The organism is Streptomyces sp. NPDC094448, assembly GCF_044763775.1.
In the GTDB taxonomy this organism is placed as follows: domain Bacteria; phylum Actinomycetota; class Actinomycetes; order Streptomycetales; family Streptomycetaceae; genus Streptomyces.
In genome coordinates this window covers 119,163-145,551 of record NZ_JBIWGU010000006.1, presented here as the reverse complement: position 1 = coordinate 145,551, position 26,389 = coordinate 119,163, and the positions used below count along the sequence as shown (strand labels likewise).

Sequence of the window (26,389 nt, the reverse complement as noted above, 5' to 3'; positions counted from 1 at the left end):
CCGGCGACACGCGGCGCACCGGCCACGCCATATGCTGCACAGCATGACGAACGAGCCGGAACAGCAGGTCGGGGTGGGGACGCCGGACGCGTTCCAGCGCTTGTGGACGCCGCACCGGATGGCGTACATCCAGGGCGAGAACAAGCCGAGCGGACCCGAGGCGGGCGACGGCTGCCCGTTCTGTGATATTCCCGGTAAATCCGATGAGGACGGGCTGATCATCGCCCGCGGCTCGGCGGTCTACGCGGTGCTGAACCTCTACCCGTACAACGGCGGGCATCTGATGGTGGTGCCGTTCCGGCATATCGCCGACTACACGGAACTCGACGACGCCGAGACGGCGGAGCTGGCGCTCTTCACCAAGCACGCCATGACCGCGCTGCGGGCCGCGTCCGGCGCGCACGGCTTCAATATCGGGATGAACCAGGGTGTGGAGGCCGGTGCGGGTATCGCGGCCCATCTCCACCAGCACATCGTGCCGCGGTGGGGCGGCGACACCAACTTCATGCCCGTCGTCGGGCATACGAAGGTGCTGCCGCAGCTCCTCGCGGACACCCGCACGATGCTCGCCGCCGCCTGGCCCGCCTGAGCCCCCCCGCGCCCGCAGTGGCGCTCGGCGCGGTGGCGAGTGAGCCGAAGGGGCGCGCCGGTGACCCCGGCACGCCCCTTCGAAGGAAGCCGCATCACGCGTCGTACAGGTCGGCCTTCCGCGGTGACGGATCCTGGACCGCGCCGCTGACCGCCATGGAGCGGCCGGCGAAGCGGTCGGTGTCCACGCCGTTCTCCTCCAGCACCCTCAGCGCCGCCGCATGGGCGACCCGCAGTACCGGGGTCGCGGCGCGCATCGCGTCGTCGGCCATGAACCGGTGCCGCCAGGGCTGCTCCGCCCAGGCGTGCCGCAGTCCGAACGGCTCCGGCAGTGCCAGCTTGCCGCCGAGGAAGTCCAGCAGCGGCGGATACCAGGTGAAGGGCGCCCGGACGGCGAGCCGGACCACTTCCTTCGCCTCCACCAGCGGCAGCACGATATCGCGGGTCTCCCAGAAGCGGATCGTCTTGTTCACGGTCTTCGTCTTCGGCGACGACTTGGTGGTGAACAGTCCGTGGACCGGGCCCAGCGCATGGCCGGTCACCTCGACGCGGAGCGTCTCGTGGAGCACCGTGACGTTGATCATCATGGTGATCACCAGCTGGCCGTCCCAGAGGACGAACTGCACTCCGAGATAGTGCCGGTTGCCCCCGCTGAACTGCTGGTGGTTGCAGATCCGCTGTATCTCGTGCGGTTTGACCTGGAAGGCTTCCACCTCCTGGCCTTCGGGGCGGGACACGCCGCCCGCACCTTCGGCGACCGGCGAGACGATCCAGTGCTTGACCGAAGGGGCCGGGAAACCGCCGGAGTTCAGCGGGCCGCGCTCCAGCAGCTTCAGCTTGTCGTGGATCGCCCGTATCACGTCCCAGCTGCGGAACTGGTTGATCTCCTTGGCCGGATCCCGGGAGACCAGTTCCTCGGCCATCTGCCAGCTGCCCCAGCGGGTACCCATGCCCAGTATGCCCTTGGGGCCCGCGTAGAAGACCGAGTTGGCGAGCTGCTCGGAGGAGAGCTTCTCCAGCCCCTGGCGCAGCTCCTCGCGCCCCTTCTCGTTGGGGTTCCCGGGCACCGTCCCCGGCACCTTGGCCGCGATTCCGCCGCCCGACAGCAGTCCGTCCCAGCGGGATCTCATATCGACCGCGGACTTCTCGCAGATCCGCTTGGCCAGGAACCAGCCGACCACCGGAGCGATGATCATTCCGCGGACGTAGTAGCCGAGGAAACCGGTGAACGGCAGTTTGATCAGGAAGATCACCGTCACCGCGGCGATGGCGACGAGCAGGGCCGTGCCGAACGCTCCGGCCTTCTTGTCCTGGGAGCCGGCCAGCGTACGGCGGAGCTGGAAGACGCCCATCCACAGCAGCATTCCGGGCAGGAACAGCAGTCCGCAGACGGCCGTGATCACCGTCAGCTTGACATCGCGCTCCTTGCGCAGCCCGCCGGCGGCCAGACAGTGTTCGACGATCATCCGGGCGTCCGTACCGAAGGACTGGATCAGCGCACCGCGCGCGCCGCCGAGCGTGCGCGCCTGCACCGCCCGGCAGAACGCCTCGCCGAGATTGGGCTCGAAGAGGGAGAACTTCCCCTTCTTCACATCGGACTTGTGCCACTCGTTGTTGGCGTCGAGGATCTGCTCGACCGGGCTGTCGCGGTACGCCGCCGAGGCCAGGGCGCTGGTCGCGGCCGTCTGGCCCGCCGAGCCCTGGATCGGGACCTGCGCCCCGGGAGTGAAGTCGAATCCGTCCGCCACTTGCCGCCCCCATCGCCCCGTCGCCGCCGCCTGCCGCGGCTCATTCCCAACTGCCCTGCTCCGCACACCTGCTGAACTGGGCACCTCAGCGTATCCGGGGTGTAGGCGCTTCGTCACGGGAGCGCGGAATCGGCCGGAAGCGTCCGCCGGAGCCGCCGGGTCCGCCCGGGAGCCGTCCGGCCGCCGCGGGCCCGCCGTACCGCTTCCGGCCTGCCCTCGTGCACCGTCCGGTCTGCCGCCCCCGCCCGGTTCCCGCGCGGACGGCATACCGGAGTCCTGCCGTTACGCGCCGCCGCTCTCCTGCCGCAGCCGGTCGGCCACCTGCTGCGGCATCGCCTCGTGCCGCGCGTACGCCCGGCTGAACCGGCCCGTGCCGTGCGAGATGGACCGCAGATCGACCGCGTACCGCCCGATTTCGATCTCGGGCACCTCGGCCCGTACCAGGGTCCGGGAGCCCGCCGACTGCTCGGTGCCCACGACCCGGCCCCGCCGTCCCGACAGATCGCTCATCACGGGGCCGACGTATTCGTCCGAAACCAGTACCCGGATCTCGGCCACCGGCTCCAGCAGATGGATCGCCGTCTCCGCGGCCGCCTCCCGCAGGGCGAGCGCGCCCGCGGTCTGGAAGGCCGCGTCCGAGGAGTCCACCGAGTGCGCCTTGCCGTCCCTGAGGGTGACCCGGATGTCGACGAGCGGATATCCGGCCGTGACCCCGCGGGCCGCCTGGGCCCGTACCCCCTTCTCGACGGAGGGGATGAACTGGCGGGGGACCGCGCCGCCCACGACCTTGTCGACGAACTCGATTCCGGAGCCCGGGGGCAGCGGCTCGACGTCGATCTCGCAGATCGCGTACTGGCCGTGCCCGCCGGACTGCTTGACATGGCGGCCCCGGCCCGAAGCCGCGCCGCCGAAGGTCTCCCGCAGCGCCACCCGGTGTGCGATCACGTCCACCTCGACGCCGTACCGGCTGCGCAGCCGTTCCAGCGCCACATCCGCATGGGCCTCGCCCAGACACCACAGCACCACCTGGCGGGTGTCCGGATTCTGTTCGAGGCGCATCGCGGGATCCTCGGCGACCAGCCGGTTCAGCCCGTGCGAGAGCTTGTCCTCGTCGGCCTTGCTATGGGCCCGGACCGCCAGCGGAAGCAGCGGGTCCGGCATCTGCCACGGCTCCATCAGCAGTGGATCGTCCTTGGCGGAGAGCGTATCGCCGGTTCCGGCCCGCCCCAGTTTGGCGACGCAGGCCAGATCACCGGCGATCACCCGGGGAAGCGGCCGCTGCTGTTTGCCGAAGGGTACGGAGAGCGCGCCGACCCGTTCGTCGGCCTCGTGCAGCTCCGGCGGCTCATGGCCCCGCTCGGCCGGCCCGTGGCCCGACACATGGACCGTCTCGTCGGGGCGCAGAGTCCCGGAGAAGACCCGGACCAGGGAGATCCGGCCCACATACGGATCGGACGACGTCTTCACCACCTCGGCGACCAGCGGTCCGTCCGGATCGCAGACCGGACGGGGACGGGTCTCGCCCCGCGGGGACGTCACCTGCGGACACTCGGTCTCCAGCGGGGTCGGGAAGCCCCGGGTGATCAGCTCCAGGAGTTCGACCGTGCCGAGGCCGTGCCGGGCGCCGTCGGCGGCGGGCGCCGCGGCCAGCACCGGGTGGAAGGTGCCGCGGGCGACCGCTTTCTCCAGATCGCCGACGAGGGTCTTGACGTCGATGTCCTCACCGCCGAGATAGCGGTCCATCAGGCTCTCGTCCTCGCTCTCGGCGATGATTCCCTCGATCAGCCGATTCCGGGCTTCCTCGATGAGCGGCTCCTGCTCCGGAACGGGCGGGATCTCCTCGCGCCGGCCGCCCGAGTAGTCGTAGATCTTCCGGGTCAGCAGACCCACCAGGCCGGTCGTCGGGGTGTGCCCGTCGGGGCCCGGCTCCCCGTACTGCGGCAGATAGAGGGGGAGTACGGCATCGGGGTCGTCGCCGCCGAACAGCTCGGCGAGGACCGCGGTCAGCTGTTCGTACCCCGCCCGCGCGGTCTCCAGATGCGTGACGACGATCGCCCGCGGCATCCCGACGGCCGCGCACTCGTCCCAGACGGCCCTTGTCGCCCCGCCGATGGCGTCCGGCTCCTGGGCCGCCGAGACCACGAACAGCGCCGCGTCGGCCGCCCGCAGCCCGGCCCGCAGCTCGCCGACGAAATCGGCGTACCCGGGGGTGTCCAGCAGGTTGATCTTGTACCCGTCCCAGTCGAGCGGGACGAGGGAGAGCTGTACGGAGCGCTGCCGGCGGTGTTCGATCTCGTCGTAGTCGGAGATCGTGCCGCCGTCCTCGACCCGGCCCGCCCGGTTCACCGCGCCCGCGGTGAGGGCCAGGGCTTCCACGAGGGTGGTCTTGCCGGAACCGCTGTGGCCGACCAGCACCACATTCCGTACGGATGCGGGCCGGTCGGCCGCTGTAGCCCTGCCGGCGGCTCCGGGGTGTGCGTTCGCCTTGTCGCCCATGATTCCTGCCTCCCGGTCGATACGGATCCGGATCGGTGCGCCGGGACCGTTCGCGTTCCGGCCGGCGCACGGGGAAGAGCGGAGGTGCCGGGCCGCGGGCGGGGCGGGAAACGGGGGCCGGAGAGGGGGCGAAGGGGGGTCGGGGCCGCTCCGTCGGTGCCCGCAGTCGCCCTTCGAGCTTTCCACCGACACCGGGAGGCGTCCATACATCGCGCACGGCGGGGCCCGGGCGCGGGGCGCCGATGGCGGGTTGTGATGCCGGCGGCCGCCGCCCGGCCGGTGCCGTACGGTCCCTTCCGTACCGCCGCCGCAGGCCGTACGGAACGGTCCGGGGCGGGCCGAGCCGGGTGCCCGGCCGGTGGGCCGCGCCGGTCGTGGCTACGATGGGCCAGCCGGTGGCCGTCGGGGCCGCACGGCGGAACCGAACCTCGGGAAGGCCATGCTGAACAAGTACGCGCGTGCATTCTTCACGCGTGTCCTCACACCGTTCGCCGCGTTTCTCCTCCGCCGGGGCGTGAGCCCCGACGCCGTCACCCTCATCGGTACGGCCGGAGTCGTCGCGGGTGCGCTGGTCTTCTTCCCGCGCGGGGAGTTCTTCTGGGGCACGATCGTCATCACCCTCTTCGTCTTCTCCGATCTGGTCGACGGCAATATGGCCCGCCAGGCGGGGATCTCCAGCCGCTGGGGCGCCTTCCTCGACTCCACGCTGGACCGGGTCGCCGACAGCGCGATCTTCGGCGGTCTTGCGCTCTGGTACGCGGGCAAGGGCGACGACAACATCCTGTGCGCCGTGGCGATCTTCTGCCTCGCCAGCGGTCAGGTGGTGTCGTACACCAAGGCCCGCGGCGAGGCCATCGGGCTGCCCGTCGCCGTGAACGGCCTGGTCGAGCGGGCCGAGCGGCTGGTGATCTCGCTGGTCGCCGCCGGACTCTCCGGACTGGCCGCCTTCGGGGTGCCGGGCGTCGAGATCCTGCTGCCGATCGCCCTGTGGATCGTCGCCGCGGGCAGCGCGGTCACCCTCGGCCAGCGCGTGGTGACCGTCCGGCGCGAGTCCGCCGAGGCGGACGCGGCGGGCTCGGCGGGTTCGGGGGGATCCGGGGGCCGGTCCAGCGGGGCCGGGGCGGCATGACCGGGAGTACGCCGGTGACCGCCCGCGAGCGGCTCGCCGACGGGCTGTACGGGTTCGGCTGGGCGGCGGTCAAGAGACTCCCGGAACCGGTGGCGGTCCGGCTGGGCCGCACCATCGCCGACACCGCGTGGCGGCGCCGCGGCGCCGGGGTGCTGCGGCTGGAGGCCAATCTGGCGCGCGTGGTGCCCGACGCCGGGCCCGAGCAGCTGGCCGAACTGTCGAAGGCCGGAATGCGCTCGTACATGCGCTACTGGATGGAGTCCTTCCGGCTGCCCGCGTGGAGCACCCGGAAGGTGCGCGACAGCGTCGTCATCCACGACGTCGAGCGGCTGACCGACGGCATCGCATCCGACCGCGGCGTGATCCTGGCCCTGCCGCACCTGGCGAACTGGGATCTGGCGGGCGTCTGGGTCACCCGGATCCTGGAAACCCCCTTCACCACGGTGGCCGAGCGGCTGAAGCCCGAATCCCTGTACGACCGCTTCGTGGCCTACCGCGAGAGCCTCGGCATGGAGGTCCTTCCGCACGCGGGCGGCTCCGCCTTCGGCACCCTCGCCAGGCGGCTGCGGGACGGCGGTCTGATCGCCCTCGTCGCCGACCGCGATCTGTCGTCCTCCGGCGTCGACGTCGAGTACTTCGGCGAGACCGCCCGGATGCCCGCGGGCCCCGCGCTCCTCGCCCAGCACACCGGGGCGCTGCTGCTGCCGGTGACCCTCTGGTACGAGGGCGATGCCATGCGGGGCCGGGTCCATCCGCCCGTCGAGGTGCCCGCAACCGGCACCCGCGCCGAGAAGACGGCCGCCATGACCCAGGCGCTCGCGGACGTCTACGCGGCGGGGATCGCCGAACATCCGGAGGACTGGCACATGCTCCAGCGGCTGTGGCTCGCCGATCTGGAGCCGCGGGAGCCGCAGGAGCCGAATGAGCGGCGCGAGCGGCGCTCCGGCCGGGATCCGGCGCCCGGCACCGGCGGACCCGGCTCTTCCCCGGCGGCCGCCGGTCCGCGCGGGCCCGGCGACACCCCGGCCGGTGGCCCCGGCGGCCGGGGTGACCTCGGCGGAACAGATGATTCCGGTACGGCTGCGGGGGAGCCGCGGGCCGGTGGGCCCGCGAGGACCCCGGCGCCCGACGGCTCCGCGCGAGCCGCCGGCCCGGATACGGCCCCGGCCGAGCGCGAGCCCGACGGCTCCGGGGGTGCCTCCGACGGCACGGGCGCGCCGCCGGAGGCGGCGGAGACCGGCACCGCGGCGAAGCCCGCCGACGCGCGGAACGGGGGCACCGCATGAAGATCGGCATCGTCTGCCCGTACTCCTGGGACGTCCCCGGCGGGGTCCAGTTCCACATCCGCGATCTGGCCGAACACCTCATCCGGCTCGGTCACGAGGTGTCCGTCCTCGCCCCCGCCGACGACGACACCCCGCTGCCGCCCTATGTGGTCTCCGCCGGGCGCGCCGTCCCCGTCCCGTACAACGGCTCCGTCGCCCGGCTCAACTTCGGCTTCCTGTCGGCCGCCCGAGTGCGCCGCTGGCTGCACGACGGCACCTTCGACGTGATCCATATCCACGAGCCGACCTCGCCGTCCCTCGGACTGCTCGCCTGCTGGGCCGCCCAGGGCCCGATCGTGGCGACCTTTCACACCTCCAACCCGCGCTCCCGCGCGATGATCGCCGCATATCCGATCCTCCAGCCCGCGCTGGAGAAGATCAGCGCCCGGATCGCGGTCAGCGAGTACGCCCGGCGCACCCTCGTCGAGCACCTCGGCGGCGACGCCGTCACCATCCCCAACGGCGTCGACGTCGCCTTCTTCGAACACGCCGAGCCCCGCAAGGAGTGGCAGGGTGAACCGGACGCCGGCGTTCTCGGTTTCATCGGCCGGATCGACGAACCGCGCAAGGGCCTGCCCGTCCTGATGAAGGCCCTCCCGAAGATCCTGGCGGCCCGCCCCGGCACCCGGCTGCTGGTCGCCGGGCGCGGCGACGAGGCGGAGGCCGTCGCCTCCCTGCCGCCCGAACTGCGGTCCAGGGTCGAGTTCCTCGGCATGGTCAGCGACGAGGACAAGGCGAAACTGCTGCGCAGCGTCGATGTGTACGTGGCGCCCAACACCGGCGGCGAGAGCTTCGGGATCATCCTGGTCGAGGCGATGTCGGCGGGCGCCCCGGTGCTCGCCAGCGATATCGACGCCTTCGCGCAGGTCCTCGACCAGGGCGCGGCGGGGGAGCTGTTCGCCAACGAGGACCCGGACTCCCTCGCCGACGCCGCGATCCGGCTGCTCGGCGACCCGGAGCGCCGTACGGCACTCCGGAAGCGCGCTCTGGCGCATGTCCGGCGCTTCGACTGGTCCACGGTCGGCGCGGACATCCTGGCGGTCTACGAGACGGTGACCGCGGGCGCGGCCTCCGTCGCCACCGACGACCGGCCGGGCCTGCGCAGCCGCCTCGGCCTGGCCCGCGGCGGCGCCTCGCGCGGCGGCGGCGGACAGGGCCCGCCGGGACGACAGTGACAACCGGCCGGGGCCGGGCCCGGAGACGGGACCCGTACCCGGCCCGTCCGGGGATGCCGGGCGGCCCCGGCCGCACCGGAGGCCGCCCCACCGCCTTCCGGCAGCGCACGGTCCACCCGGGGCGCACGGATCCGGGTTCCGGCCCACCGGGGCGCGAACCGGCCGGGCCCGCGCGGGCGCCGCTGTCGGAGGTCTCGCGGGGGAGCCCCCGGCGGGAGCGCAGCGGCCCGCTACGCTAGCGCAGCGTGACCGCAACACTCATCTGGATCCTTGTCGCGCTCGTCCTGGTCGGCCTCTATCTGAGCTGGACCGCCGGCCGGCTCGACCGGCTCCACACCCGGATCGACGCCGCCCGCGCCGCACTCGACGCGCAGTTGTTGCGCCGGGCCTCCGTGACCCAGGAACTGGCCACCTCCGGAGTTCTGGACCCCGCCGCGTCGATCGTGCTGTACGAGGCCGCGCACGCCGCCCGGCAGGCCGAGGAGGACCAGCGCGAGGTCGCGGAGAGCGAACTGAGCGCCGCGCTGAGGGCGGTGTTCGAGGAGCCCGCCCAGATGGAGGCCGTACGCGAGGTTCCCGGCGGGGAGGAGGCCGCCGACGAACTGGCGCACGCGGTACGCCGGGTGCCCATGGCCCGGCGCTTCCACAACGACGCCGTACGCGCCGCCCGCGCCCTGCGCCGCCACCGCAAGGTGCGCTGGTTCCGGCTCGCAGGGCACGCCCCCTTCCCGCTCGCCTTCGAGATGGACGACACGCCGCCGACCGCGCTCGCCGACCGCCCCGGCAGCTGACGCACTCCGGCCCCGGTGCCCACCCGCCCGGCTGACCAGCGAAAACGATCCACCGGCTACTCATTGGCCCTTGTCGTGGACTGATCCGGAGTTGTTCCATCGGTGTCGCGACCGTCCCCGCGGTTCGTGTCCTTGAGTCTTTTCAGGGTTTCCAGCGTTTTCGCAGCAATCCGTCACCGAGTGAGGTCTCCGTGTCCAGCACGCTCTCCAGCACCCCGCAGTCCGACGCCCCCGCGACCGGCACCGCCCGCGTGAAGCGCGGTATGGCCGAGCAGCTCAAGGGCGGCGTCATCATGGACGTGGTCAACGCCGAGCAGGCGAAGATCGCCGAGGACGCGGGCGCCGTCGCCGTCATGGCCCTGGAGCGGGTTCCCGCCGATATCCGCAAGGACGGCGGAGTCGCCCGGATGTCCGACCCCAATATGATCGAAGAGATCATCGAGGCGGTCTCCATCCCGGTGATGGCCAAGTCCCGTATCGGGCACTTCGTCGAGGCCCAGGTCCTCCAGTCCCTCGGTGTCGACTACATCGACGAGTCGGAGGTGCTGACCCCCGCCGACGAGGTCAACCACTCCGACAAGTGGGCCTTCACCACGCCGTTCGTCTGCGGCGCCACCAACCTGGGCGAGGCGCTGCGCCGGATCGCCGAGGGTGCCGCGATGATCCGCTCCAAGGGCGAGGCCGGCACCGGCAACGTCGTCGAGGCCGTCCGCCACCTGCGCCAGATCAAGAACGAGATCGCCCGGCTCCGCGGCTACGACAACAACGAGCTGTACGCCGCGGCGAAGGAGCTGCGCGCCCCGTACGAGCTGGTGAAGGAGGCCGCCGAGCTGGGCAAGCTGCCCGTCGTCCTCTTCTCCGCCGGCGGTGTCGCCACCCCCGCCGACGCCGCGCTGATGCGCCAGCTCGGCGCCGAGGGCGTCTTCGTCGGCTCCGGCATCTTCAAGTCCGGAGACCCGGCCAAGCGCGCCGCCGCCATCGTGAAGGCCACCACCTTCTACGACGACCCGAAGATCATCGCCGATGCCTCCCGCAATCTGGGTGAGGCCATGGTCGGCATCAACTGCGACACCCTGCCCGAGGCCGAGCGCTACGCCAACCGGGGCTGGTAGTGACCACCCCCCTGATCGGTGTCCTCGCCCTCCAGGGCGATGTACGGGAGCATCTGATCGCCCTGGCCGCGGCGGACGCCGTGGCCAGGCCCGTACGGCGGCCCGAGGAGCTGGCCGAGGTCGACGCCCTGGTGATACCCGGCGGCGAGTCCACCACGATGTCCAAGCTGGCGACCGTCTTCGGGGTACTGGAGCCGCTGCGCGAGCGGGTCCGCGCCGGAATGCCGGTCTACGGCACCTGCGCCGGGCTGATCATGCTGGCCGACAAGATCCTCGACCCCCGCTCGGGTCAGGAGACGATCGGCGGTATCGACATGATCGTCCGCCGGAACGCCTTCGGCCGGCAGAACGAGTCGTTCGAGGCGGCGGTGGACGTCACCGGTATCGACGGCCCCGTGGAGGGCGTCTTCATCCGCGCCCCCTGGGTCGAGTCGGTGGGCGCGGAGGCCGAGGTCCTCGCCGAACACGACGGCCATATCGTCGCCGTACGGCAGGGTCGTGCGCTCGCGACCTCGTTCCACCCCGAGCTGACCGGCGATCACCGGGTCCACGCGCTGTTCACGGAGATGGTGCGCGCGGCCGGGTGAACGGATCCCGGTAGGATCGCAGCCTGCGCACAGCAGCAGAGCAGCAGCAACGGGTTACGCGAAGGAGACAGGCAGATGTCCGGCCACTCTAAATGGGCTACGACGAAGCACAAGAAGGCCGTGATCGACGCCAAGCGCGGCAAACTCTTCGCGAAGCTCATCAAGAACATCGAGGTCGCGGCCCGGATGGGCGGCGCCGATGTGGAGGGCAACCCGACCCTCTTCGACGCCATCCAGAAGGCGAAGAAGCAGTCGGTGCCCAATAAGAACATCGACTCCGCGCTCAAGCGCGGCGCCGGCTTGGAGGCGGGCGGCGCGGACTACGAGACGATCATGTACGAGGGGTACGGCCCCAACGGTGTCGCGGTGCTCATCGAGTGCCTCACCGACAACCGCAACCGTGCCGCATCGGACGTACGCGTCGCGATGACCCGCAACGGCGGTTCCATGGCCGACCCGGGCTCCGTCTCGTACCTCTTCCACCGCAAGGGCGTGGTGATCGTCCCCAAGGGCGAGCTGACCGAGGACGATGTGCTGGGTGCCGTGCTGGACGCGGGCGCCGAGGAGGTCAACGACCTCGGTGAGTCCTTCGAGGTGCTCAGCGAGGCCACCGACCTGGTCGCGGTCCGCACCGCCCTCCAGGAGCAGGGCATCGACTACGACTCCGCCGAGGCCAACTTCGTCCCGACCATGCAGGTCGAACTGGACGAGGAAGGCGCGCGGAAGATCTTCAAGCTGATCGACGCCCTGGAGGACAGCGACGACGTGCAGAACGTCTTCGCCAACTTCGACGTCTCCGACGAGGTCATGGCGAAGGTCGACATCTGATCCGGCCGCGAAACAAGGGCGGGCCGGAGGGAGAAACACCCTCCGGCCCGCCCTTGTTCGCGTCCGATGTCGGTGCCGCCCGATAGCCTGCACAAACAGATGACCGAAGAAGGGGGCGGCGTGCGCGTGCTGGGGGTCGACCCGGGGCTGACCCGGTGCGGAGTGGGCGTGGTGGACGGAATCGCCGGCCGGCCGCTGACCATGGTCGGCGTCGGCGTCGTCCGGACCCCGCCCGACGCCGACCTCGGCGACCGGCTCGTCGCCATCGAGCAGGGCATCGAGGCCTGGCTGGACGAGCACCGCCCCGAACGGGTCGCCGTCGAACGGGTCTTCAGCCAGCACAACGTCCGTACGGTGATGGGCACCGCCCAGGCCAGCGCGGTCGCCATGCTCTGCGCGTCCCGCCGCGGCATCCCCGTCGTGCTCCACACCCCCAGCGAGGTCAAGGCCGCGATCACCGGCTCGGGCCGGGCCGACAAGGCCCAGATCGGCGCGATGGTGACCCGCCTGCTGCGGCTCGCCGCCCCGCCCAAGCCGGCCGACGCCGCGGACGCCCTGGCACTCGCCATCTGCCATATCTGGCGCAGCCCCGCCCAGAACCGCCTCCAGGAAGCCGTCGCCCGGCACCGCGCCGCCCCCTCCGCCCAGCCCCCGAAAGGCCGTACCGCATGATCGCCTCCGTCCGTGGCCAGGTCGCCGCACTCGCCCCGACGACCGCGGTGATCGAGGTCGGCGGCGTCGGCATGGCCGTCCAGTGCACACCCGACACCCTCGCCCGCCTCCGCATCGGCGAGGAGGCGGCCCTCGCCACCTCCCTCGTCGTCCGCGAGGACTCCCTGACCCTGTACGGCTTCGCGGACGAGGACGAACGCCAGGTGTTCGAGCTGCTCCAGACCGCGAGCGGAGTCGGCCCCCGGCTCGCCCAGGCCATGCTCGCCGTCCACGCGCCCGACGCCCTGCGCGCCGCCGTCGCCACCGGCGACGAGAAGGCGCTGATCGCGGTCCCGGGGATCGGGAAACGGGGCGCCCAGAAGCTCCTGCTCGAACTGAAGGACCGGCTCGGCGCCCCGGTCGGCGCGCCCGCCGCCCGCAGCGGGGGAGCCGCGGTGCCCCCGCCGTGGCGCGACCAGCTCCACGCGGCCCTCATCGGTCTGGGCTATGCGGCGCGCGAGGCCGACGAAGCGGTCGCGGCCGTCGCCCCGCAGGCCGAGGCCGAGAGCGGCACCCCCGCGGTGGGCCCGCTGCTGAAGGCGGCGCTCCGGACGCTCAACCGGACCCGATGACCCCGGCCCGGCGGGCCCCGGCCCGGCCGGGGCGCATCCGACCCACCGCGGCCCCGGCCGCCCGACGACACGAGGCACAGGCGCAGTGAACCGGTACGACACCACTTCCGACGACGGCGACCGGGCCGCCGGGGACCACCAGGGACCCGGGGCGTACGGGGAGCACGGGGACGGCGCGGACCCGGCGGCCGACCGGCTGGTCGCCGCGGCCGCCGACGGCGAGGACCAGGCCGTCGAGGCGGCCCTGCGCCCGAAGTCGCTGGCCGAATTCGTCGGCCAGGAGCGGGTACGGGAGCAGCTCGACCTGGTGCTGAAGGCCGCCCTCGCCCGGGGTGCCACCGCCGACCACGTACTGCTGTCGGGCGCCCCCGGCCTGGGCAAGACCACCCTCTCCATGATCATCGCCACCGAGATGCAGGCCCCGATCCGGATCACCTCCGGCCCTGCCATCCAGCATGCGGGTGATCTCGCGGCGATCCTGTCCTCCCTCCAGGAGGGCGAGGTCCTCTTCCTCGACGAGATCCACCGGATGTCCCGTCCCGCCGAGGAGATGCTCTACATGGCGATGGAGGACTTCCGGGTCGACGTGATCGTCGGCAAGGGTCCGGGCGCCACCGCCATCCCGCTGGAGCTGCCCCCGTTCACCCTGGTCGGCGCCACCACCCGGGCCGGGCTCCTGCCGCCCCCGCTCCGGGACCGCTTCGGCTTCACCGCGCATATGGAGTTCTACGAACCCGCCGAGCTGGAGCGGGTCGTCCACCGTTCGGCGCAACTGCTCGATGTGCAGATCGACACCGCGGGCGCCGCCGAGATCGCCGGACGCTCCCGCGGCACGCCCCGGATCGCCAACCGGTTGCTCCGCCGGGTCCGCGACTACGCCCAGGTCAAGGCCGACGGTGTGATCAACCGCGAGGTGGCCGCCGTCGCCCTCGGGGTGTACGAGGTCGACAGCCGCGGTCTCGACCGGCTCGACCGGGCCGTGCTGAAGGCCCTGCTGAAACTGTTCGGCGGCGGACCGGTCGGTCTGTCCACGCTGGCCGTGGCGGTGGGGGAGGAGCGCGAGACCGTCGAGGAGGTCGCGGAGCCCTTCCTCGTCCGTGAGGGGTTGCTGGCGCGCACCCCCAGGGGCCGGATCGCGACTCCCGCAGCCTGGGCGCACCTCGGTCTCACCCCGCCCGCGCAGGTCCCGGGCGCAAGCGGACAACAGGGCCTGTTCGGGGCGTGACGGCGCGGATACTGTCCCTGCCAGGAACTACGGTGGGATGCTGGGCGTTGTTCCATGCACGCGGACTCGCCTAGACTCCGCCGATGCCGCCCTTCTCAGGTCGGCGCGCCCACCCCCCGTAGATAGGCCGCCACAATCCACGCGGTCGTGTGAAGGAAGTTTCTTCCCGTGAGTCTCCTGACCTTCCTCCCCTTCATCGTGCTCATCGGGGCCATGTTCCTGATGACCCGCTCCGCCAAGAAGAAGCAGCAGCAGGCGGCGGAGATGCGCGACTCCATGCAGCCCGGCACCGGGGTCCGCACGATCGGGGGCATGTACGCCACCGTCAAGGAGCTTCACGACGAAACCGTGCTCCTTGAGGTTGCCCCCGGTGTTTACGCCGTGTACGCGAAGAACGCCATCGGCGCGGTCCTCTCGGACGAGGAGTACAACCACATCGTCCACGGCGACGACCCCGAAGCCGCCCCGGCCGACGAGGAGCTGCCGGCCGTGCCGGACGACGCCTCGTCGCTGACCGAGGCTGGCGAGCCCGCCGGGGACGCCAAGATCGACCTCGGCAAGAAGCCGGAGGCCGGCAAGGACGCCGAAGCGGACACCGCCGCCGAAGCCGCTCCGGAGGAGGCCGCTCCGTCCAAGGACGGCAAGGCGGACGGCGAGAAGTAGCCATCACCGGGACCGCCGGGCACAAGGGGTGCCCGGCGGTCCCGTGATCGTGTTGACTTCTGCGGGGGGCTGGGCCCCACAACACTTCGTGGCCGCCCCGTCGCACACCCGGCGCGGGACGGTTGGACAGGGAGAATCGAGAAGGTGGCAGCACCGAAGAGGGGCCGAAGGCCCACGGGGGCTCAGGGGAAGCCAGGACGCACCCTGGCGTTCATCCTGATCGTCATGGCCGCGCTGACCGGCGGCATGTTCTTGTCCGGTGACACCAGCCCACGGCTGGGCATCGACCTGGCCGGCGGTACGACGATCACGCTGAAGGCCAAGGCGGAGCCCGGCAAGGAAAGCGCCGTCAACGAGACCAACATGAACACGGCGGTCGGCATCATCGAGCGCCGGGTCAACGGTCTCGGTGTCTCCGAGGCCGAGGTCCAGACCCAGGGCTCGTCGAATATCGTCGTGAACATCCCCAAGGGGACGAACTCGGAAGAGGCGCGCAAGCAGGTCGGTACGACCGCGCAGCTCTACTTCCGGCCGGTGCTGAACGTCGCCGCGGGCGGACCGGTCAAGCAGGAGACCCCCGCCCCCTCGCCCAGCTCTTCGGCCTCCGCCGGGACCGGGGACAAGGGCAAGGGCGACGGCAAGGCGAGCCCGCCCGCGAAGGCCAGCGCCGCCGCCACCGCGCAGGGCCGGGCCGTCACCGAGGGTCTGAAGGCGCCGTCGCCCGGCACCTCGGGCTCTCCGGCGGCCAACGCTTCCGACAAGCCGGCGGACAAGCCTGCCGACAAGGAGGCCGCGGCCAAGACCCCGGCCCCCAGCACCCCGGCGGCCTCGGACCTGGAGCAGCGGTTCACCGCGCTGAACTGCACCAAGCCCGAGGAGCGCAGCGCGCTCAACGAGAACGTCAAGCCGGAGGACACGATCGTGGCCTGCGGCAAGAACAGCGCCGACCAGTGGGAGAAGTACATCCTCGGCCCGGCCGAGGTGGACGGCAAGGACGTCGACGAGGCCAAGGGCCAGCTCGACCAGCAGCGCGGTATGTGGATCGTGACCATGGACTTCACGAAGTCCGGCTCGAAGAAGTTCGAGAAGATCACCTCCAAGCTGTCCCAGCAGCAGGCGCCGCTGAACCAGTTCGCCATCGTGCTCGACGGTGAAGTGATGTCGGCCCCGAGCGTGCAGCAGACCCTCAGCGCCAACGCCGAGATCTCCGGCAGCTTCGACCGGGAGTCCGCCCAGAGCCTGGGCAACATCCTCTCCTACGGTGCCCTGCCGCTGAGCTTCGAGGAGCAGAGCGTCGACACCGTCAGCGCCGCCCTCGGCGGCGAGCAGCTGCGGGCCGGTCTGATCGCGGGCGCCATCGGCCTCGCGCTGGTCATCATCTACCTGGTGGTCTACTACCGCGGTCTGTCGATCGTCGCGATCCTCAGCCTCTTGGCCTCCGCGGTCCTCACCTACTCCCTGATGTCCCTGCTCGGCCCCGGTATCGGCTTCGCGCTGAACCTGCCGGCCGTCTGCGGTGCCATCGTCGCCATCGGTATCACCGCCGACTCGTTCATCGTCTACTTCGAACGGATAAGGGACGAGATCCGCGAGGGCCGCACCCTGCGCCCCGCGGTCGAGCGGGCCTGGCCGCGTGCCCGGCGCACCATCCTGGTCTCGGACTTCGTGTCCTTCCTGGCCGCCGCGGTGCTCTTCGCCGTCACGGTCGGAAAGGTGCAGGGCTTCGCCTTCACGCTGGGCCTGACCACCCTGCTCGACGTCGTCGTGGTCTTCTTCTTCACCAAGCCGCTGATGACGCTGCTGGCGCGGACCAAGTTCTTCGGCAACGGCCACCCGTGGTCCGGGCTCGACCCGGCGCGCCTCGGCGCCAAGCCCCCGCTGCGCCGCTCCCGCCGTACCACCGCCCCCACCGAACCGAAGGAGGCGTGAGCATGTCGCGTCTCGGCACCATCGGCGCCAGGCTCTACCGCGGCGAGATCGGCTATGACTTCGTCCGCCACCGCAAGTTCTGGTACGCCGTTTCGATCCTGATCACCGTCGCGGCCATCGCCGGCGTCGCGATCCGCGGTCTGAACATGGGCATCGAGTTCAAGGGCGGTGCCGTCTTCACCACCCCGAGCACCAAGGTGTCCGTCACCGATGCCCGGGAGTACGCGGAGGAGGCCTCCGGTCACCCCGCCATCGTCCAGAAGCTGGGCAACGGCACCATGCGTATCCAGGTGGCCGAGCTGAACACCAGCCAGGCCGCGCAGGTCAAGAGCGACCTGGCCCGCGATATGAAGATGGACGTCGACAAGATCGGCGCCGAACTGGTCGGTCCGAGCTGGGGCAAGCAGATCGCCAACAAGGCCTGGACCGGTCTGGCGATCTTCATGGTCCTGGTGGTGATCTATCTGGCCATCGCCTTCGAATGGAGAATGGCGCTGGCGGCACTGATCGCCCTGATCCACGACCTCACCATCACCGTCGGCGTCTATGCGCTCGTCGGCTTCGAGGTCACCCCGGGTACGGTGATCGGTCTGCTCACCATCCTCGGTTACTCCCTCTACGACACCGTCGTCGTCTTCGACGGTCTCAAGGAGGGGTCGAAGGACATCACCAAGCAGAGCCGCTTCACCTACAGCGAGATGGCCAACCGGAGCCTCAACGGCACCCTGGTCCGCTCCATCAACACCACCGTCGTCGCCCTGCTCCCGGTCGCCGGCCTGCTCTTCATCGGCGGCGGCTTCCTCGGCGCGGGCATGCTCAACGACATCTCGCTCTCCCTCTTCGTCGGCCTCGCGGCCGGCGCCTACTCGTCGATCTTCATCGCGACCCCGCTGGTCGCGGACTTCAAGGAGCGCGACCCGCAGATGAAGGCCCTGCGCAAGCGGGTCCTCGCCAAGCGGGCCAAGGGCGAGCAGACGGACGGCGAGCAGATCGAGCAGGACGGTCAGGACGGTGACGCGCAGGACGTGGTCCCGGGCGAGGCGGCGGTCGCAGCCGCCGGACCGGCCGGTGTCGTCGAGCAGCGGGGCCGCGGCCGGGGCCGCTCCTCGGGCAGGCGCCGATGACCCGCGCCCCCGGGGACGTCCGGGACCTGCTGCTCAGCCGGATCCGCGACGTTCCCGACCATCCCCAGCCCGGAGTGGTGTTCAAGGACATCACCCCGCTGCTCGCGGACCCGGCGGCGTTCACCGCGCTCACCGAGGCGCTCAGTGAGCTGTGTGTACGGCACGGGGCGACCAAGGTCGTCGGTCTGGAGGCGCGCGGGTTCATCCTCGCCGCACCCGTCGCGGTCCGGGCCGGCCTCGGCTTCATCCCGGTCCGCAAGGCGGGCAAGCTGCCCGGGGCGACGCTCTCCCAGGCGTACGACCTCGAATACGGCAGCGCCGAGATCGAGGTCCACGCCGAGGACCTGGACCCGGGCGACCGGATCATGGTCATCGACGACGTCCTCGCCACCGGCGGTACCGCGGGTGCCGCGGCGGAGCTGATCCGCCGCGGCGGCGCGGAGGTCGCGGGCGTCGCGGTCCTGATGGAGCTGGGCTTCCTCGGCGGCCGGGGCAAGCTGGAACCCGTTCTGCGGGGCGCTCCGCTGGAGGCGCTGCTCGCCCTCTGAGCGGCCCTGACACCACAGACCCCTGGAGCCCGGGAATGCCGGGCTCCAGGGGTCTGTTTTCAGCCTCGGGGGCATCCGCGGGGCCGGGTGGATACGATGGGCTCTCCGGACCTGCCCCGGGGGAACCGGACCGCACGAGGAGCTGTCTTGCCAGACGAGGCCCGTCCCGCCACCGCACAGCCCGGCCAGAAGGCCGACCAGGCCGCGGCGGCCGCAGCCGCGGCCGAGCCGACGCCCGATGCCCGCACCGGCCGGTCCGCTCCCGCCCGCGCGAGCGGAAATGGCGCGAATCCGGCCCAGGGCGCCGCTCCCGTACGGCCTGCCGCCCCCCAGCCGGGCCGTCGCGGCCCGGCCCCGGCGAATCGCCCCGCTCCCGCGCCGGCCGCCTCGTCCGCCCGCTCCGGCGGTTCGTCCAACCGGGTCCGGGCCCGTCTCGCCCGGCTCGGCGTCCAGCGGTCCTCCCCGTACAACCCCGTACTCGAACCGCTGCTGCGGATCGTCCGCAGCAACGACCCCAAGATCGAGACGGCGACGCTGCGGCAGATCGAAAAGGCCTACCAGGTCGCCGAGCGCTGGCACCGGGGCCAGAAGCGCAAGAGCGGCGACCCTTACATCACCCATCCGCTGGCCGTCACCACCATCCTGGCCGAGCTGGGCATGGACCCGGCGACCCTGATGGCCGGGCTGCTGCACGACACCGTCGAGGACACCGAGTACGGCCTCGACACCCTGCGCCGGGACTTCGGCGACCAGGTCGCCCTCCTCGTCGACGGTGTCACCAAGCTCGACAAGGTGAAGTTCGGCGAGGCGGCCCAGGCCGAGACCGTGCGCAAGATGGTCGTGGCCATGGCCAAGGACCCCCGGGTGCTGGTCATCAAGCTCGCGGACCGGCTGCACAATATGCGCACCATGCGCTTCCTCAAGCGGGAGAAGCAGGAGAAGAAGGCCCGCGAGACGCTGGAGATCTACGCTCCGCTCGCCCACCGGCTGGGCATGAACACCATCAAGTGGGAGCTGGAGGACCTCGCCTTCGCGATCCTCTACCCCAAGATGTACGACGAGATCGTCCGGCTCGTCGCCGAGCGGGCGCCCAAGCGCGACGAGTACCTCGCCATAGTGACCGACGAGGTCCAGTCCGATCTGCGGGCCGCCCGGATCAAGGCCACCGTCACCGGCCGCCCCAAGCACTACTACAGCGTCTACCAGAAGATGATCGTCCGCGGCCGTGACTTCGCGGAGATCTACGATCTGGTCGGCATCCGTGTCCTCGTCGACACCGTCCGCGACTGCTATGCGGCGCTCGGCACCGTCCACGCGCGATGGAACCCGGTCCCCGGCCGGTTCAAGGACTACATCGCGATGCCGAAGTTCAACATGTACCAGTCGCTGCACACGACGGTCATCGGACCCAACGGCAAGCCCGTCGAACTCCAGATCCGCACCTTCGACATGCACCGCCGGGCCGAGTACGGCATCGCGGCCCACTGGAAGTACAAACAGGAGGCCGTCGCCGGGGCCTCCAAGGTCCGTACCGACGTCCCCCGCAAGGGCGGCAAGGACGACCACCTCAACGATATGGCGTGGCTGCGCCAGCTCCTCGACTGGCAGAAGGAGACCGAGGACCCCTCGGAGTTCCTGGAGTCGCTCCGCTTCGACCTCTCCCGCAACGAGGTCTTCGTCTTCACGCCCAAGGGCGACGTGATAGCGCTGCCCGCCGGCGCGACCCCGGTGGACTTCGCCTACGCGGTCCACACCGAGGTCGGCCACCGCACCATAGGCGCCCGGGTCAACGGACGGCTCGTCCCCCTGGAGTCCACCCTCGACAACGGCGATCTCGTGGAGGTCTTCACCTCCAAGGCCGAGGGCGCCGGGCCGTCCCGGGATTGGCTGGGCTTCGTCAAATCCCCCCGGGCCCGCAACAAGATCCGCGCCTGGTTCTCCAAAGAGCGCCGCGACGAGGCCATCGAGCAGGGCAAGGACGCCATCGTCCGGGCCATGCGCAAGCAGAATCTGCCGATCCAGCGCATCCTCACCGGGGACTCGCTGGTCACCCTCGCCCATGAGATGCGCTACCCCGATATCTCCTCCCTGTACGCGGCCATCGGCGAAGGCCATGTGGCCGCCCAGGGCGTCGTCCAGAAACTGGTCTCGGCGCTCGGCGGCGAGGAGGCGGCCAGCGAGGAGATCGACGAGTCCGCACCGCCGTCACGGGCCAAGCGGGGCAAGCGGCGCTCCAACGCCGACCCCGGAGTCGTCGTGAAGGGCGTCGAGGACGTCTGGGTGAAACTGGCCCGCTGCTGCACCCCCGTGCCCGGCGACCCGATCATCGGCTTCGTCACCCGCGGCAGCGGGGTCTCCGTCCACCGGGCGGACTGCGTCAACGTCGATTCGCTGTCGCAGCAGCCGGAGCGGATCCTCGACGTCGAATGGGCGCCGACCCAGTCGTCGGTCTTCCTGGTCGCCATCCAGGTGGAGGCACTCGACCGGTCCCGGCTGCTCTCCGATGTGACGCGGGTCCTGTCCGACCAGCACGTCAACATCCTGTCCGCGGCCGTCCAGACCTCCCGCGACCGGGTCGCCACCTCCCGCTTCACCTTCGAGATGGGCGACCCCAAGCACCTCGGCCATGTGCTGAAGGCGGTACGGGGCGTGGAGGGCGTCTACGACGTCTACCGCGTGACCTCCGCGCGGCGCGGCTGACTAGGGTCGCGCCGTAGGAGCCGATGTGCTTCCCCGGCCGCGGCCCGTCGGTGGCCGTTCGCGCAGTTCCCCGCGCCCCTGAAAGACCCCACCTGCCGAGTGCGGGTGTTTGGGGGCGCGAGGAACTGCGCGAGCAACCGAAGACGGCGCGCGGCCGACAGACAACGGGTCCCGGCAGGCGCTTGGTCGCAGCGCGCAAGCCCGCGCAAGCGAAACCGCGGCCCCCGCCGACAGGGCGGGAGGCCGCGGTTGCGACAGCCCCCGGGACTCAGCCCCCGAACTCCTGGAGCCCCTTCAGCGCCTGGTCCAGCAGCGCCTGGCGGCCCTCCAGCTCCTTGGTGAGCTTGTCGGCCCTGGCGTTGTTGCCGGCCGCGCGCGCCGTGTCGATCTGGTCACGCAGCTTGTCGACGGCGGCCTGGAGCTGACCGGTCAGACCCGCGGCGCGGGCCCGCGCCTCCGGGTTCGTCCGGCGCCACTCGTTCTCCTCGGACTCCTGGAGCGCCCGCTCCACCGTGTGCATCCGGCCCTCGACCCGCGCCCGGGCGTCCCTCGGCACATGGCCGATGGCCTCCCAACGCTCGTTGATGCCCCGGAACGCGGCCCGGGCGGCCTTCAGATCCGTGACCGGAACGAGCTGCTCGGCCTCGGCCGCCAGCTCCTCCTTGAGCTTCAGGTTCTCGGTCTGCTCGGCGTCCCGCTCGGCGAAGGTCTCACTGCGCGCGGCGAAGAAGACGTCCTGGGCGCCGCGGAAGCGGTTCCACAGACCGTCCTCGGCCTCGCGCTGGGCCCGGCCCGCCGCCTTCCAGTCGGCCATCAGCTCGCGGTAGCGGGCCGCGGTGGCCCCCCAGTCGGTGGAGTGGGAGAGCGACTCGGCCTCGGTGACCAGCGCCTCCTTCGCCTTGCGGGCCTCTTCGCGCTGGGCGTCGAGGGACGCGAAATGCGCCTTGCGCCGCTTGGAGAAGGCGGAGCGGGCGTGCGAGAAGCGGTGCCACAGCTCGTCGTCCGACTTCCGGTCCAGCCGGGGGAGGCCCTTCCAGGTGTCGACCAGGGCCCGCAGCCGCTCCCCGGCGGCCCGCCACTGCTCGCTGGCCGCCAGCTCCTCGGCCTCCGCGACCAGCTCCTCCTTGGCCTTGCGGGCCTCGTCGTGCTGCTTGGCCCGCTGGACCTTGCGCTCCTCGCGGCGCCGGTCGACCGTCGCCACCAGGGTGTCGAGCCGCCGGCCGAGCGCGGCGAGGTCACCGACGGCGTGGTGCTCGGACACCTGCTCCCGCAGATGGTCGATGGCCGTCTGGGCGTCCTTGGCCGACAGATCGGTGGTCTTCACCCGCTTTTCGAGGAGATCGATCTCGACGACCAGGCCTTCGTACTTGCGCTCGAAATAGGCGAGGGCCTCCTCAGGGGTCCCGGCCTGCCACGATCCGACGACCTGCTCGCCGTCTTCAGTACGCACGTACACGGTGCCCGTCTCGTCGACACGGCCCCACGGGTCGCTGCTCACAGCGCCTCCTCCACCTGATGCCCACCGAGGGGTTCCCCCGGGCATCGTCCACAGTTTCCAGGGGCGAGCCGCGCCCGCCCTGCACAACGCCAATCTAGGCGACCGGTCGGCGCGCTGTCCGCACTCGGCGCCCACGCATTTCCGGTCCGCCGCGCTCCGCCTGCCGGCGCGGCGGAGCGGTACGGACCGCCGCCGGCCGGTTACCCCTTGGTCACGGCCGCCTTCGCCACGGTGACGGCCGTCTTCGGCGCCCCGTCCTTGGCGTTGCCCTCGACACCGCCGGCCGCGACCTTCTGGACCGCCTTCAGGCTCGCCGCGTCCATCGTCCCGAACGGCGTGTACGTGGGCGGGAGCCTGGTCTCCTTGTAGACCAGGAAGAACTGGCTGCCACCGGAGTTGGGCTGGCCGGTGTTGGCCATCGCGACCGTGCCCGCCGGGTAGGACACCGAACCGTCGGTGCCCGCCTTGCCCAGCGCGGTCAGGTTCTCGTCGGGGATGTTGTAGCCGGGCCCGCCGGTGCCGTCGCCCTTCGGGTCGCCGCACTGGAGGACGAAGATGCCCTCCGTGGTCAGCCGGTGGCACTTGGTCTTGTTGAAGTAGCCCTTGTCGGCGAGCGCCTTGAACGAGTTCACCGTACGGGGCGTCTTCGCCGCGTCCATCGCGATCGACACGGTGCCCTGGTCGGTCGTCATGGCCATCGTGTACTTCGCCTTGGCGTCGATCGCCATCTTCGGCTCGGGCCCCTTGGGCTCGCCGGCGGGCGGCGACGCGTCCTGCGACGGGTTGCTCTGGTCCCCGGCCACGGTCTGCTTGTCCTTGTCGTCCTTGCCGTCGACGACGGTCGCGGCCACGACCGCACCGCCGACCAGGACCAGCACCACCGCGGCGGCGATCGCGCCGATGCGCTGCCGCCGCTTGCGGGCCGCCGCCCGGCGCTCCTGCTGACGCTCGAACTTCTCCCGGGCGAGCTGCCGCCGCCGCTGATCGCTGCTGACCACCGAGTCCGCTCCTTCTCCGTCCGCGCAGCCCTGGTGTCGTGTGGGCTGCGCGGAGTGCTGTGATGGCCGCCGGCCGCCGTGGACTGCCGTCGTCACCTGGTTCTGTACGTCCACGGTTCACCGTACGGGTACGCGAGCCTGCTGCCGCGCGTGCCCGTACCGTATACGGGTTGGCTGTGGGAGCAGCAGGGCCGGTAGGCTCTGACCTGTCGCAATTCCGTGCCGTCCGGCACTCCGCCGGTCACTTCGCCGACCATCCAGCGAGGACATACGTGCTTATTGCCGGGTTCCCGGCCGGGGCCTGGGGGACCAACTGCTATCTGGTCGCCCCCGCCGCGGGCGAGGAGTGCGTGATCATCGACCCCGGCCATCAGGCCGCCGGCGGTGTGGCCGAGGCAGTCGCCAAGCACCGCCTGAAGCCGGTCGCCGTCGTCCTCACCCACGGCCATATCGACCATGTGGCATCGGTGGTCCCGGTCTGCGGGGCCCATGATGTGCCCGCGTGGATCCACCCGGCCGACCGCTACATGATGAGCGACCCGGAGAAGGCCCTCGGCCGTTCCTTCGGTACGCAGCTGATGGGCGAGCTGACCGTGGGCGAGCCGTCCGACGTGCACGAGCTGACCGACGGTTCGGTGCTGAACCTGGCCGGTATGCAGCTGACCGTGGCGCATGCGCCCGGCCATACCAAGGGGTCGGTGACCTTCGGGCTGCCCGAGGCCGGCGATGTCCCGCCGGTGTTCTTCTCGGGCGATCTGCTCTTCGCCGGCTCCATCGGACGCACCGACCTGCCCGGCGGGGATCACGCCGAGATGCTCGATTCGCTGGCACGCGTCTGCCTGCCGCTCGACGACTCGACCGTGGTGCTCTCCGGGCACGGCCCCCAGACGACCATCGGCCGTGAGCGCGCCTCCAATCCGTATCTGCGCGAAGTGGCGGCCGGCCTGGGGAGCAGCGACGCTCCCCGACGAGGAATGTGACGAGAGAACTGCCGTGAGTACTTTCCAGGCCCCCAAGGGCACCTACGACCTGCTGCCGCCCGTCTCCGCGACGTTCCTCGCGGTGCGCGAGGCGATCGCCGCGCCCCTGCGCAACTCCGGCTACGGCTATATCGAGACCCCGGGCTTCGAGGACGTCGAACTCTTCGCGCGCGGTGTCGGCGAGTCCACCGACATCGTCACCAAGGAGATGTACACCCTCACCACCAAGGGCGGCAGCCGGCTGGCGCTGCGCCCCGAGGGCACCGCGTCCGTTCTGCGGGCCGCGCTGGAGGCCAACCTCCACAAGCAGGGCGCGCTGCCCGTGAAGCTCTGGTACTCGGGCTCGTACTACCGCTACGAGCGCCCCCAGGCGGGCCGCTACCGCCACTTCTCCCAGGTCGGGGCCGAGGCCATTGGTGCCGAGGACCCGGCGCTCGACGCCGAGCTGATCATCCTGGCGGACCAGGCGTACCGCTCCCTCGGGCTGCGCCACTTCCGTATCCTGCTCAACAGCCTCGGGGACCAGGAGTGCCGGCCGGTCTACCGCGAGGCGCTCCAGTCCTTCCTGCGCGGTCTCGACCTCGACGAGGAGACCCGCCGCCGGATCGAGATCAACCCGCTGCGGGTCCTCGACGACAAGCGGGCCGAGGTCCAGCGGCAGCTCACCGGGGCGCCGGTGCTCGCGGACCACCTCTGCGACGCCTGCCGGGCGTACCACAAGCAGGTCCGGGAGCTGCTCGCGGAGGCGGGTGTCGCCTTCGAGGACGACGACCGGCTGGTACGCGGACTCGACTACTACACCCGCACCACGTTCGAGTTCGTCCACGACGGTCTGGGCTCCCAGTCCGCGGTGGGCGGCGGCGGCCGCTACGACGGCCTCTCCGAGATGATCGGCGGCCCCGCGCTGCCGTCCGTCGGCTGGGCCCTCGGGGTCGACCGCACGGTGCTGGCGCTGGAGGCCGAGGGCGTCACCCTCGACATCCCGCCCGCCACCAGCGTGTACGCGGTCCCCGTCGGCGAGGAGGCCCGCCGGGTGCTGTTCGGTGTGGTGACCCGGCTCCGCAAGGAGGGCATCGCCGCCGACTTCTCGTACGGCGGCCGGGGGCTGAAGGGTTCGATGAAGGCGGCGAACCGCAGCGGGGCGCGCTTCACGATCGTGGCCGGTGACCGGGATCTGGCCGAGGGGCATGTCCAGCTCAAGGACATGGAGTCCGGCGAGCAGACCCCCGTACCCCTGTCGGAGATCACCGACGTCCTCCGCACCCGCCTGTCCTGAGCCCCGGTCCCCGGGCGGGTTGCCGCACGGGACCTTCCCCGGTGTGACCGGCTCCCGGCGTCAACCCGGCGGGTGCCGGATCATCCCGCCGGACGACGCCGATTCGAGACCGCCGACGGCGGTTTCCGGCCGCCGGAGCGGGACCGGACCCGCCCCCTCCCGCAGCCGTCCCGCCGGCGCGGGACCCCGGGCCCGCCCACCGTGCCGCCCGGCCCCGTACAGCCCCGACGGGCCGTATTGCCCCGATGGATCCGCAGGTCGGGGAGTTCCCGTCCGCTTGCCGCGGACGGCGAACCGGCCCGCTCACCCCGCGGTCCGCAGGGGCCCCGGAGCGGCCGGCGGACCGGTACGTCCGGCCCCGCCGGAGGGCCGGTCGTACCCTCCGC

Annotated in this window: 21 protein-coding genes and 1 pseudogene; 18 read left to right on the top strand and 4 right to left on the bottom strand. The window is 71.4% G+C overall.

The window, feature by feature from the left end; genetic code table 11:
* The first annotated feature begins 31 nt into the window (after positions 1 to 31).
* Positions 32 to 589, top strand: coding sequence for an HIT family protein (locus tag ACIQ9E_RS13615; protein ID WP_403706431.1), 558 nt, complete (start codon positions 32 to 34; stop codon positions 587 to 589).
* Positions 590 to 683: 94 nt separating this feature from the next.
* Here the strand turns inward: ACIQ9E_RS13615 and ACIQ9E_RS13610 are convergent, their stop codons facing one another.
* Both ACIQ9E_RS13610 and ACIQ9E_RS13605 read right to left on the bottom strand, forming a co-directional pair.
* On the bottom strand, positions 684 to 2,336 hold the full coding sequence (locus ACIQ9E_RS13610) for a hypothetical protein (RefSeq protein WP_403706429.1): 1,653 nt from the start codon (positions 2,334 to 2,336) through the stop codon (positions 684 to 686).
* A gap of 282 nt (positions 2,337 to 2,618) precedes the next feature.
* Complete coding sequence (locus tag ACIQ9E_RS13605; protein ID WP_403706427.1) at positions 2,619 to 4,832, bottom strand: elongation factor G-like protein EF-G2; 2,214 nt, start codon at positions 4,830 to 4,832, stop codon at positions 2,619 to 2,621.
* Between the two features lie 439 nt (positions 4,833 to 5,271).
* Here ACIQ9E_RS13605 and pgsA point away from each other — a divergent pair, with 439 nt between their 5' ends.
* The 15 genes and pseudogenes from pgsA (at position 5,272) to ACIQ9E_RS13530 (ending at position 21,251) form a co-directional block, all read left to right on the top strand.
* Positions 5,272 to 5,961: a phosphatidylinositol phosphate synthase gene (gene pgsA / locus ACIQ9E_RS13600; protein WP_403706425.1), complete on the top strand. Its 690-nt coding sequence runs from the start codon at positions 5,272 to 5,274 to the stop codon at positions 5,959 to 5,961.
* Positions 5,958 to 6,866, top strand: a pseudogene (locus ACIQ9E_RS13595) (phosphatidylinositol mannoside acyltransferase); the annotation flags it as partial. The gene pgsA and the pseudogene ACIQ9E_RS13595, both read left to right, overlap by 4 nt.
* 377 nt (positions 6,867 to 7,243) lie before the next feature.
* On the top strand, positions 7,244 to 8,461 hold the full coding sequence (locus ACIQ9E_RS13590; RefSeq protein WP_403706424.1) for a glycosyltransferase family 4 protein: 1,218 nt from the start codon (positions 7,244 to 7,246) through the stop codon (positions 8,459 to 8,461).
* 245 nt (positions 8,462 to 8,706) lie between these two features.
* Complete coding sequence (locus ACIQ9E_RS13585; RefSeq protein WP_403706422.1) at positions 8,707 to 9,252, top strand: hypothetical protein; 546 nt, start codon at positions 8,707 to 8,709, stop codon at positions 9,250 to 9,252.
* 191 nt (positions 9,253 to 9,443) lie between these two features.
* Positions 9,444 to 10,364 carry a pyridoxal 5'-phosphate synthase lyase subunit PdxS gene (pdxS, locus tag ACIQ9E_RS13580; RefSeq protein ID WP_006350315.1) on the top strand — a complete coding sequence of 307 codons (921 nt, stop codon included), beginning with the start codon at positions 9,444 to 9,446 and terminating at the stop codon, positions 10,362 to 10,364.
* Positions 10,364 to 10,951 carry a pyridoxal 5'-phosphate synthase glutaminase subunit PdxT gene (pdxT, locus tag ACIQ9E_RS13575; RefSeq protein ID WP_403706420.1) on the top strand — a complete coding sequence of 196 codons (588 nt, stop codon included), beginning with the start codon at positions 10,364 to 10,366 and terminating at the stop codon, positions 10,949 to 10,951. Before pdxS ends, pdxT begins: the two co-directional genes overlap by 1 nt.
* 75 nt (positions 10,952 to 11,026) lie before the next feature.
* Positions 11,027 to 11,779, top strand: a complete 753-nt coding sequence (locus tag ACIQ9E_RS13570) for a YebC/PmpR family DNA-binding transcriptional regulator (RefSeq protein ID WP_006350317.1) — start codon at positions 11,027 to 11,029, stop codon at positions 11,777 to 11,779.
* Positions 11,780 to 11,899: 120 nt separating this feature from the next.
* Entirely contained in the window at positions 11,900 to 12,451 is a 552-nt protein-coding gene (gene ruvC, locus ACIQ9E_RS13565) for a crossover junction endodeoxyribonuclease RuvC (protein ID WP_403706825.1), read from the top strand.
* The gene (gene ruvA, locus ACIQ9E_RS13560) at positions 12,448 to 13,062 is read left to right on the top strand and encodes a Holliday junction branch migration protein RuvA (protein ID WP_403706418.1); all 615 of its coding nucleotides are present in this window, start codon (positions 12,448 to 12,450) and stop codon (positions 13,060 to 13,062) included. Before ruvC ends, ruvA begins: the two co-directional genes overlap by 4 nt.
* A gap of 196 nt (positions 13,063 to 13,258) precedes the next feature.
* On the top strand, positions 13,259 to 14,287 hold the full coding sequence (gene ruvB, locus ACIQ9E_RS13555; RefSeq protein ID WP_403706823.1) for a Holliday junction branch migration DNA helicase RuvB: 1,029 nt from the start codon (positions 13,259 to 13,261) through the stop codon (positions 14,285 to 14,287).
* Positions 14,288 to 14,455: 168 nt separating this feature from the next.
* Positions 14,456 to 14,950 (top strand): preprotein translocase subunit YajC, encoded by a 495-nt coding sequence (gene yajC / locus ACIQ9E_RS13550; RefSeq protein ID WP_403706417.1) that lies wholly within the window; start codon positions 14,456 to 14,458, stop codon positions 14,948 to 14,950.
* 144 nt (positions 14,951 to 15,094) lie between these two features.
* Positions 15,095 to 16,879: a protein translocase subunit SecD gene (gene secD / locus ACIQ9E_RS13545; protein ID WP_403706415.1), complete on the top strand. Its 1,785-nt coding sequence runs from the start codon at positions 15,095 to 15,097 to the stop codon at positions 16,877 to 16,879.
* 2 nt (positions 16,880 to 16,881) lie between these two features.
* Positions 16,882 to 18,003: a protein translocase subunit SecF gene (gene secF, locus ACIQ9E_RS13540; protein ID WP_403706821.1), complete on the top strand. Its 1,122-nt coding sequence runs from the start codon at positions 16,882 to 16,884 to the stop codon at positions 18,001 to 18,003.
* Positions 18,000 to 18,551, top strand: coding sequence for an adenine phosphoribosyltransferase (locus ACIQ9E_RS13535; protein WP_403706413.1), 552 nt, complete (start codon positions 18,000 to 18,002; stop codon positions 18,549 to 18,551). The genes secF and ACIQ9E_RS13535 overlap by 4 nt, the downstream gene beginning before the upstream one ends.
* 147 nt (positions 18,552 to 18,698) lie before the next feature.
* Positions 18,699 to 21,251 (top strand): RelA/SpoT family protein, encoded by a 2,553-nt coding sequence (locus ACIQ9E_RS13530; protein WP_403706411.1) that lies wholly within the window; start codon positions 18,699 to 18,701, stop codon positions 21,249 to 21,251.
* A 268-nt stretch (positions 21,252 to 21,519) separates the two neighbouring features.
* Here ACIQ9E_RS13530 and ACIQ9E_RS13525 read toward each other — a convergent pair whose 3' ends face one another.
* Both ACIQ9E_RS13525 and ACIQ9E_RS13520 read right to left on the bottom strand, forming a co-directional pair.
* Positions 21,520 to 22,749, bottom strand: coding sequence for a DUF349 domain-containing protein (locus tag ACIQ9E_RS13525; protein ID WP_403706409.1), 1,230 nt, complete (start codon positions 22,747 to 22,749; stop codon positions 21,520 to 21,522).
* A 200-nt stretch (positions 22,750 to 22,949) separates the two neighbouring features.
* Positions 22,950 to 23,747, bottom strand: coding sequence for a peptidylprolyl isomerase (locus ACIQ9E_RS13520; protein ID WP_403706407.1), 798 nt, complete (start codon positions 23,745 to 23,747; stop codon positions 22,950 to 22,952).
* Positions 23,748 to 24,019: 272 nt separating this feature from the next.
* Here ACIQ9E_RS13520 and ACIQ9E_RS13515 point away from each other — a divergent pair, with 272 nt between their 5' ends.
* Both ACIQ9E_RS13515 and hisS read left to right on the top strand, forming a co-directional pair.
* On the top strand, positions 24,020 to 24,727 hold the full coding sequence (locus tag ACIQ9E_RS13515; protein ID WP_403706406.1) for an MBL fold metallo-hydrolase: 708 nt from the start codon (positions 24,020 to 24,022) through the stop codon (positions 24,725 to 24,727).
* A gap of 13 nt (positions 24,728 to 24,740) precedes the next feature.
* A complete protein-coding gene (gene hisS / locus ACIQ9E_RS13510; RefSeq protein WP_403706404.1) occupies positions 24,741 to 26,003 on the top strand; it encodes a histidine--tRNA ligase in 1,263 nt (420 codons plus the stop codon).
* Positions 26,004 to 26,389: the final 386 nt, after the last annotated feature.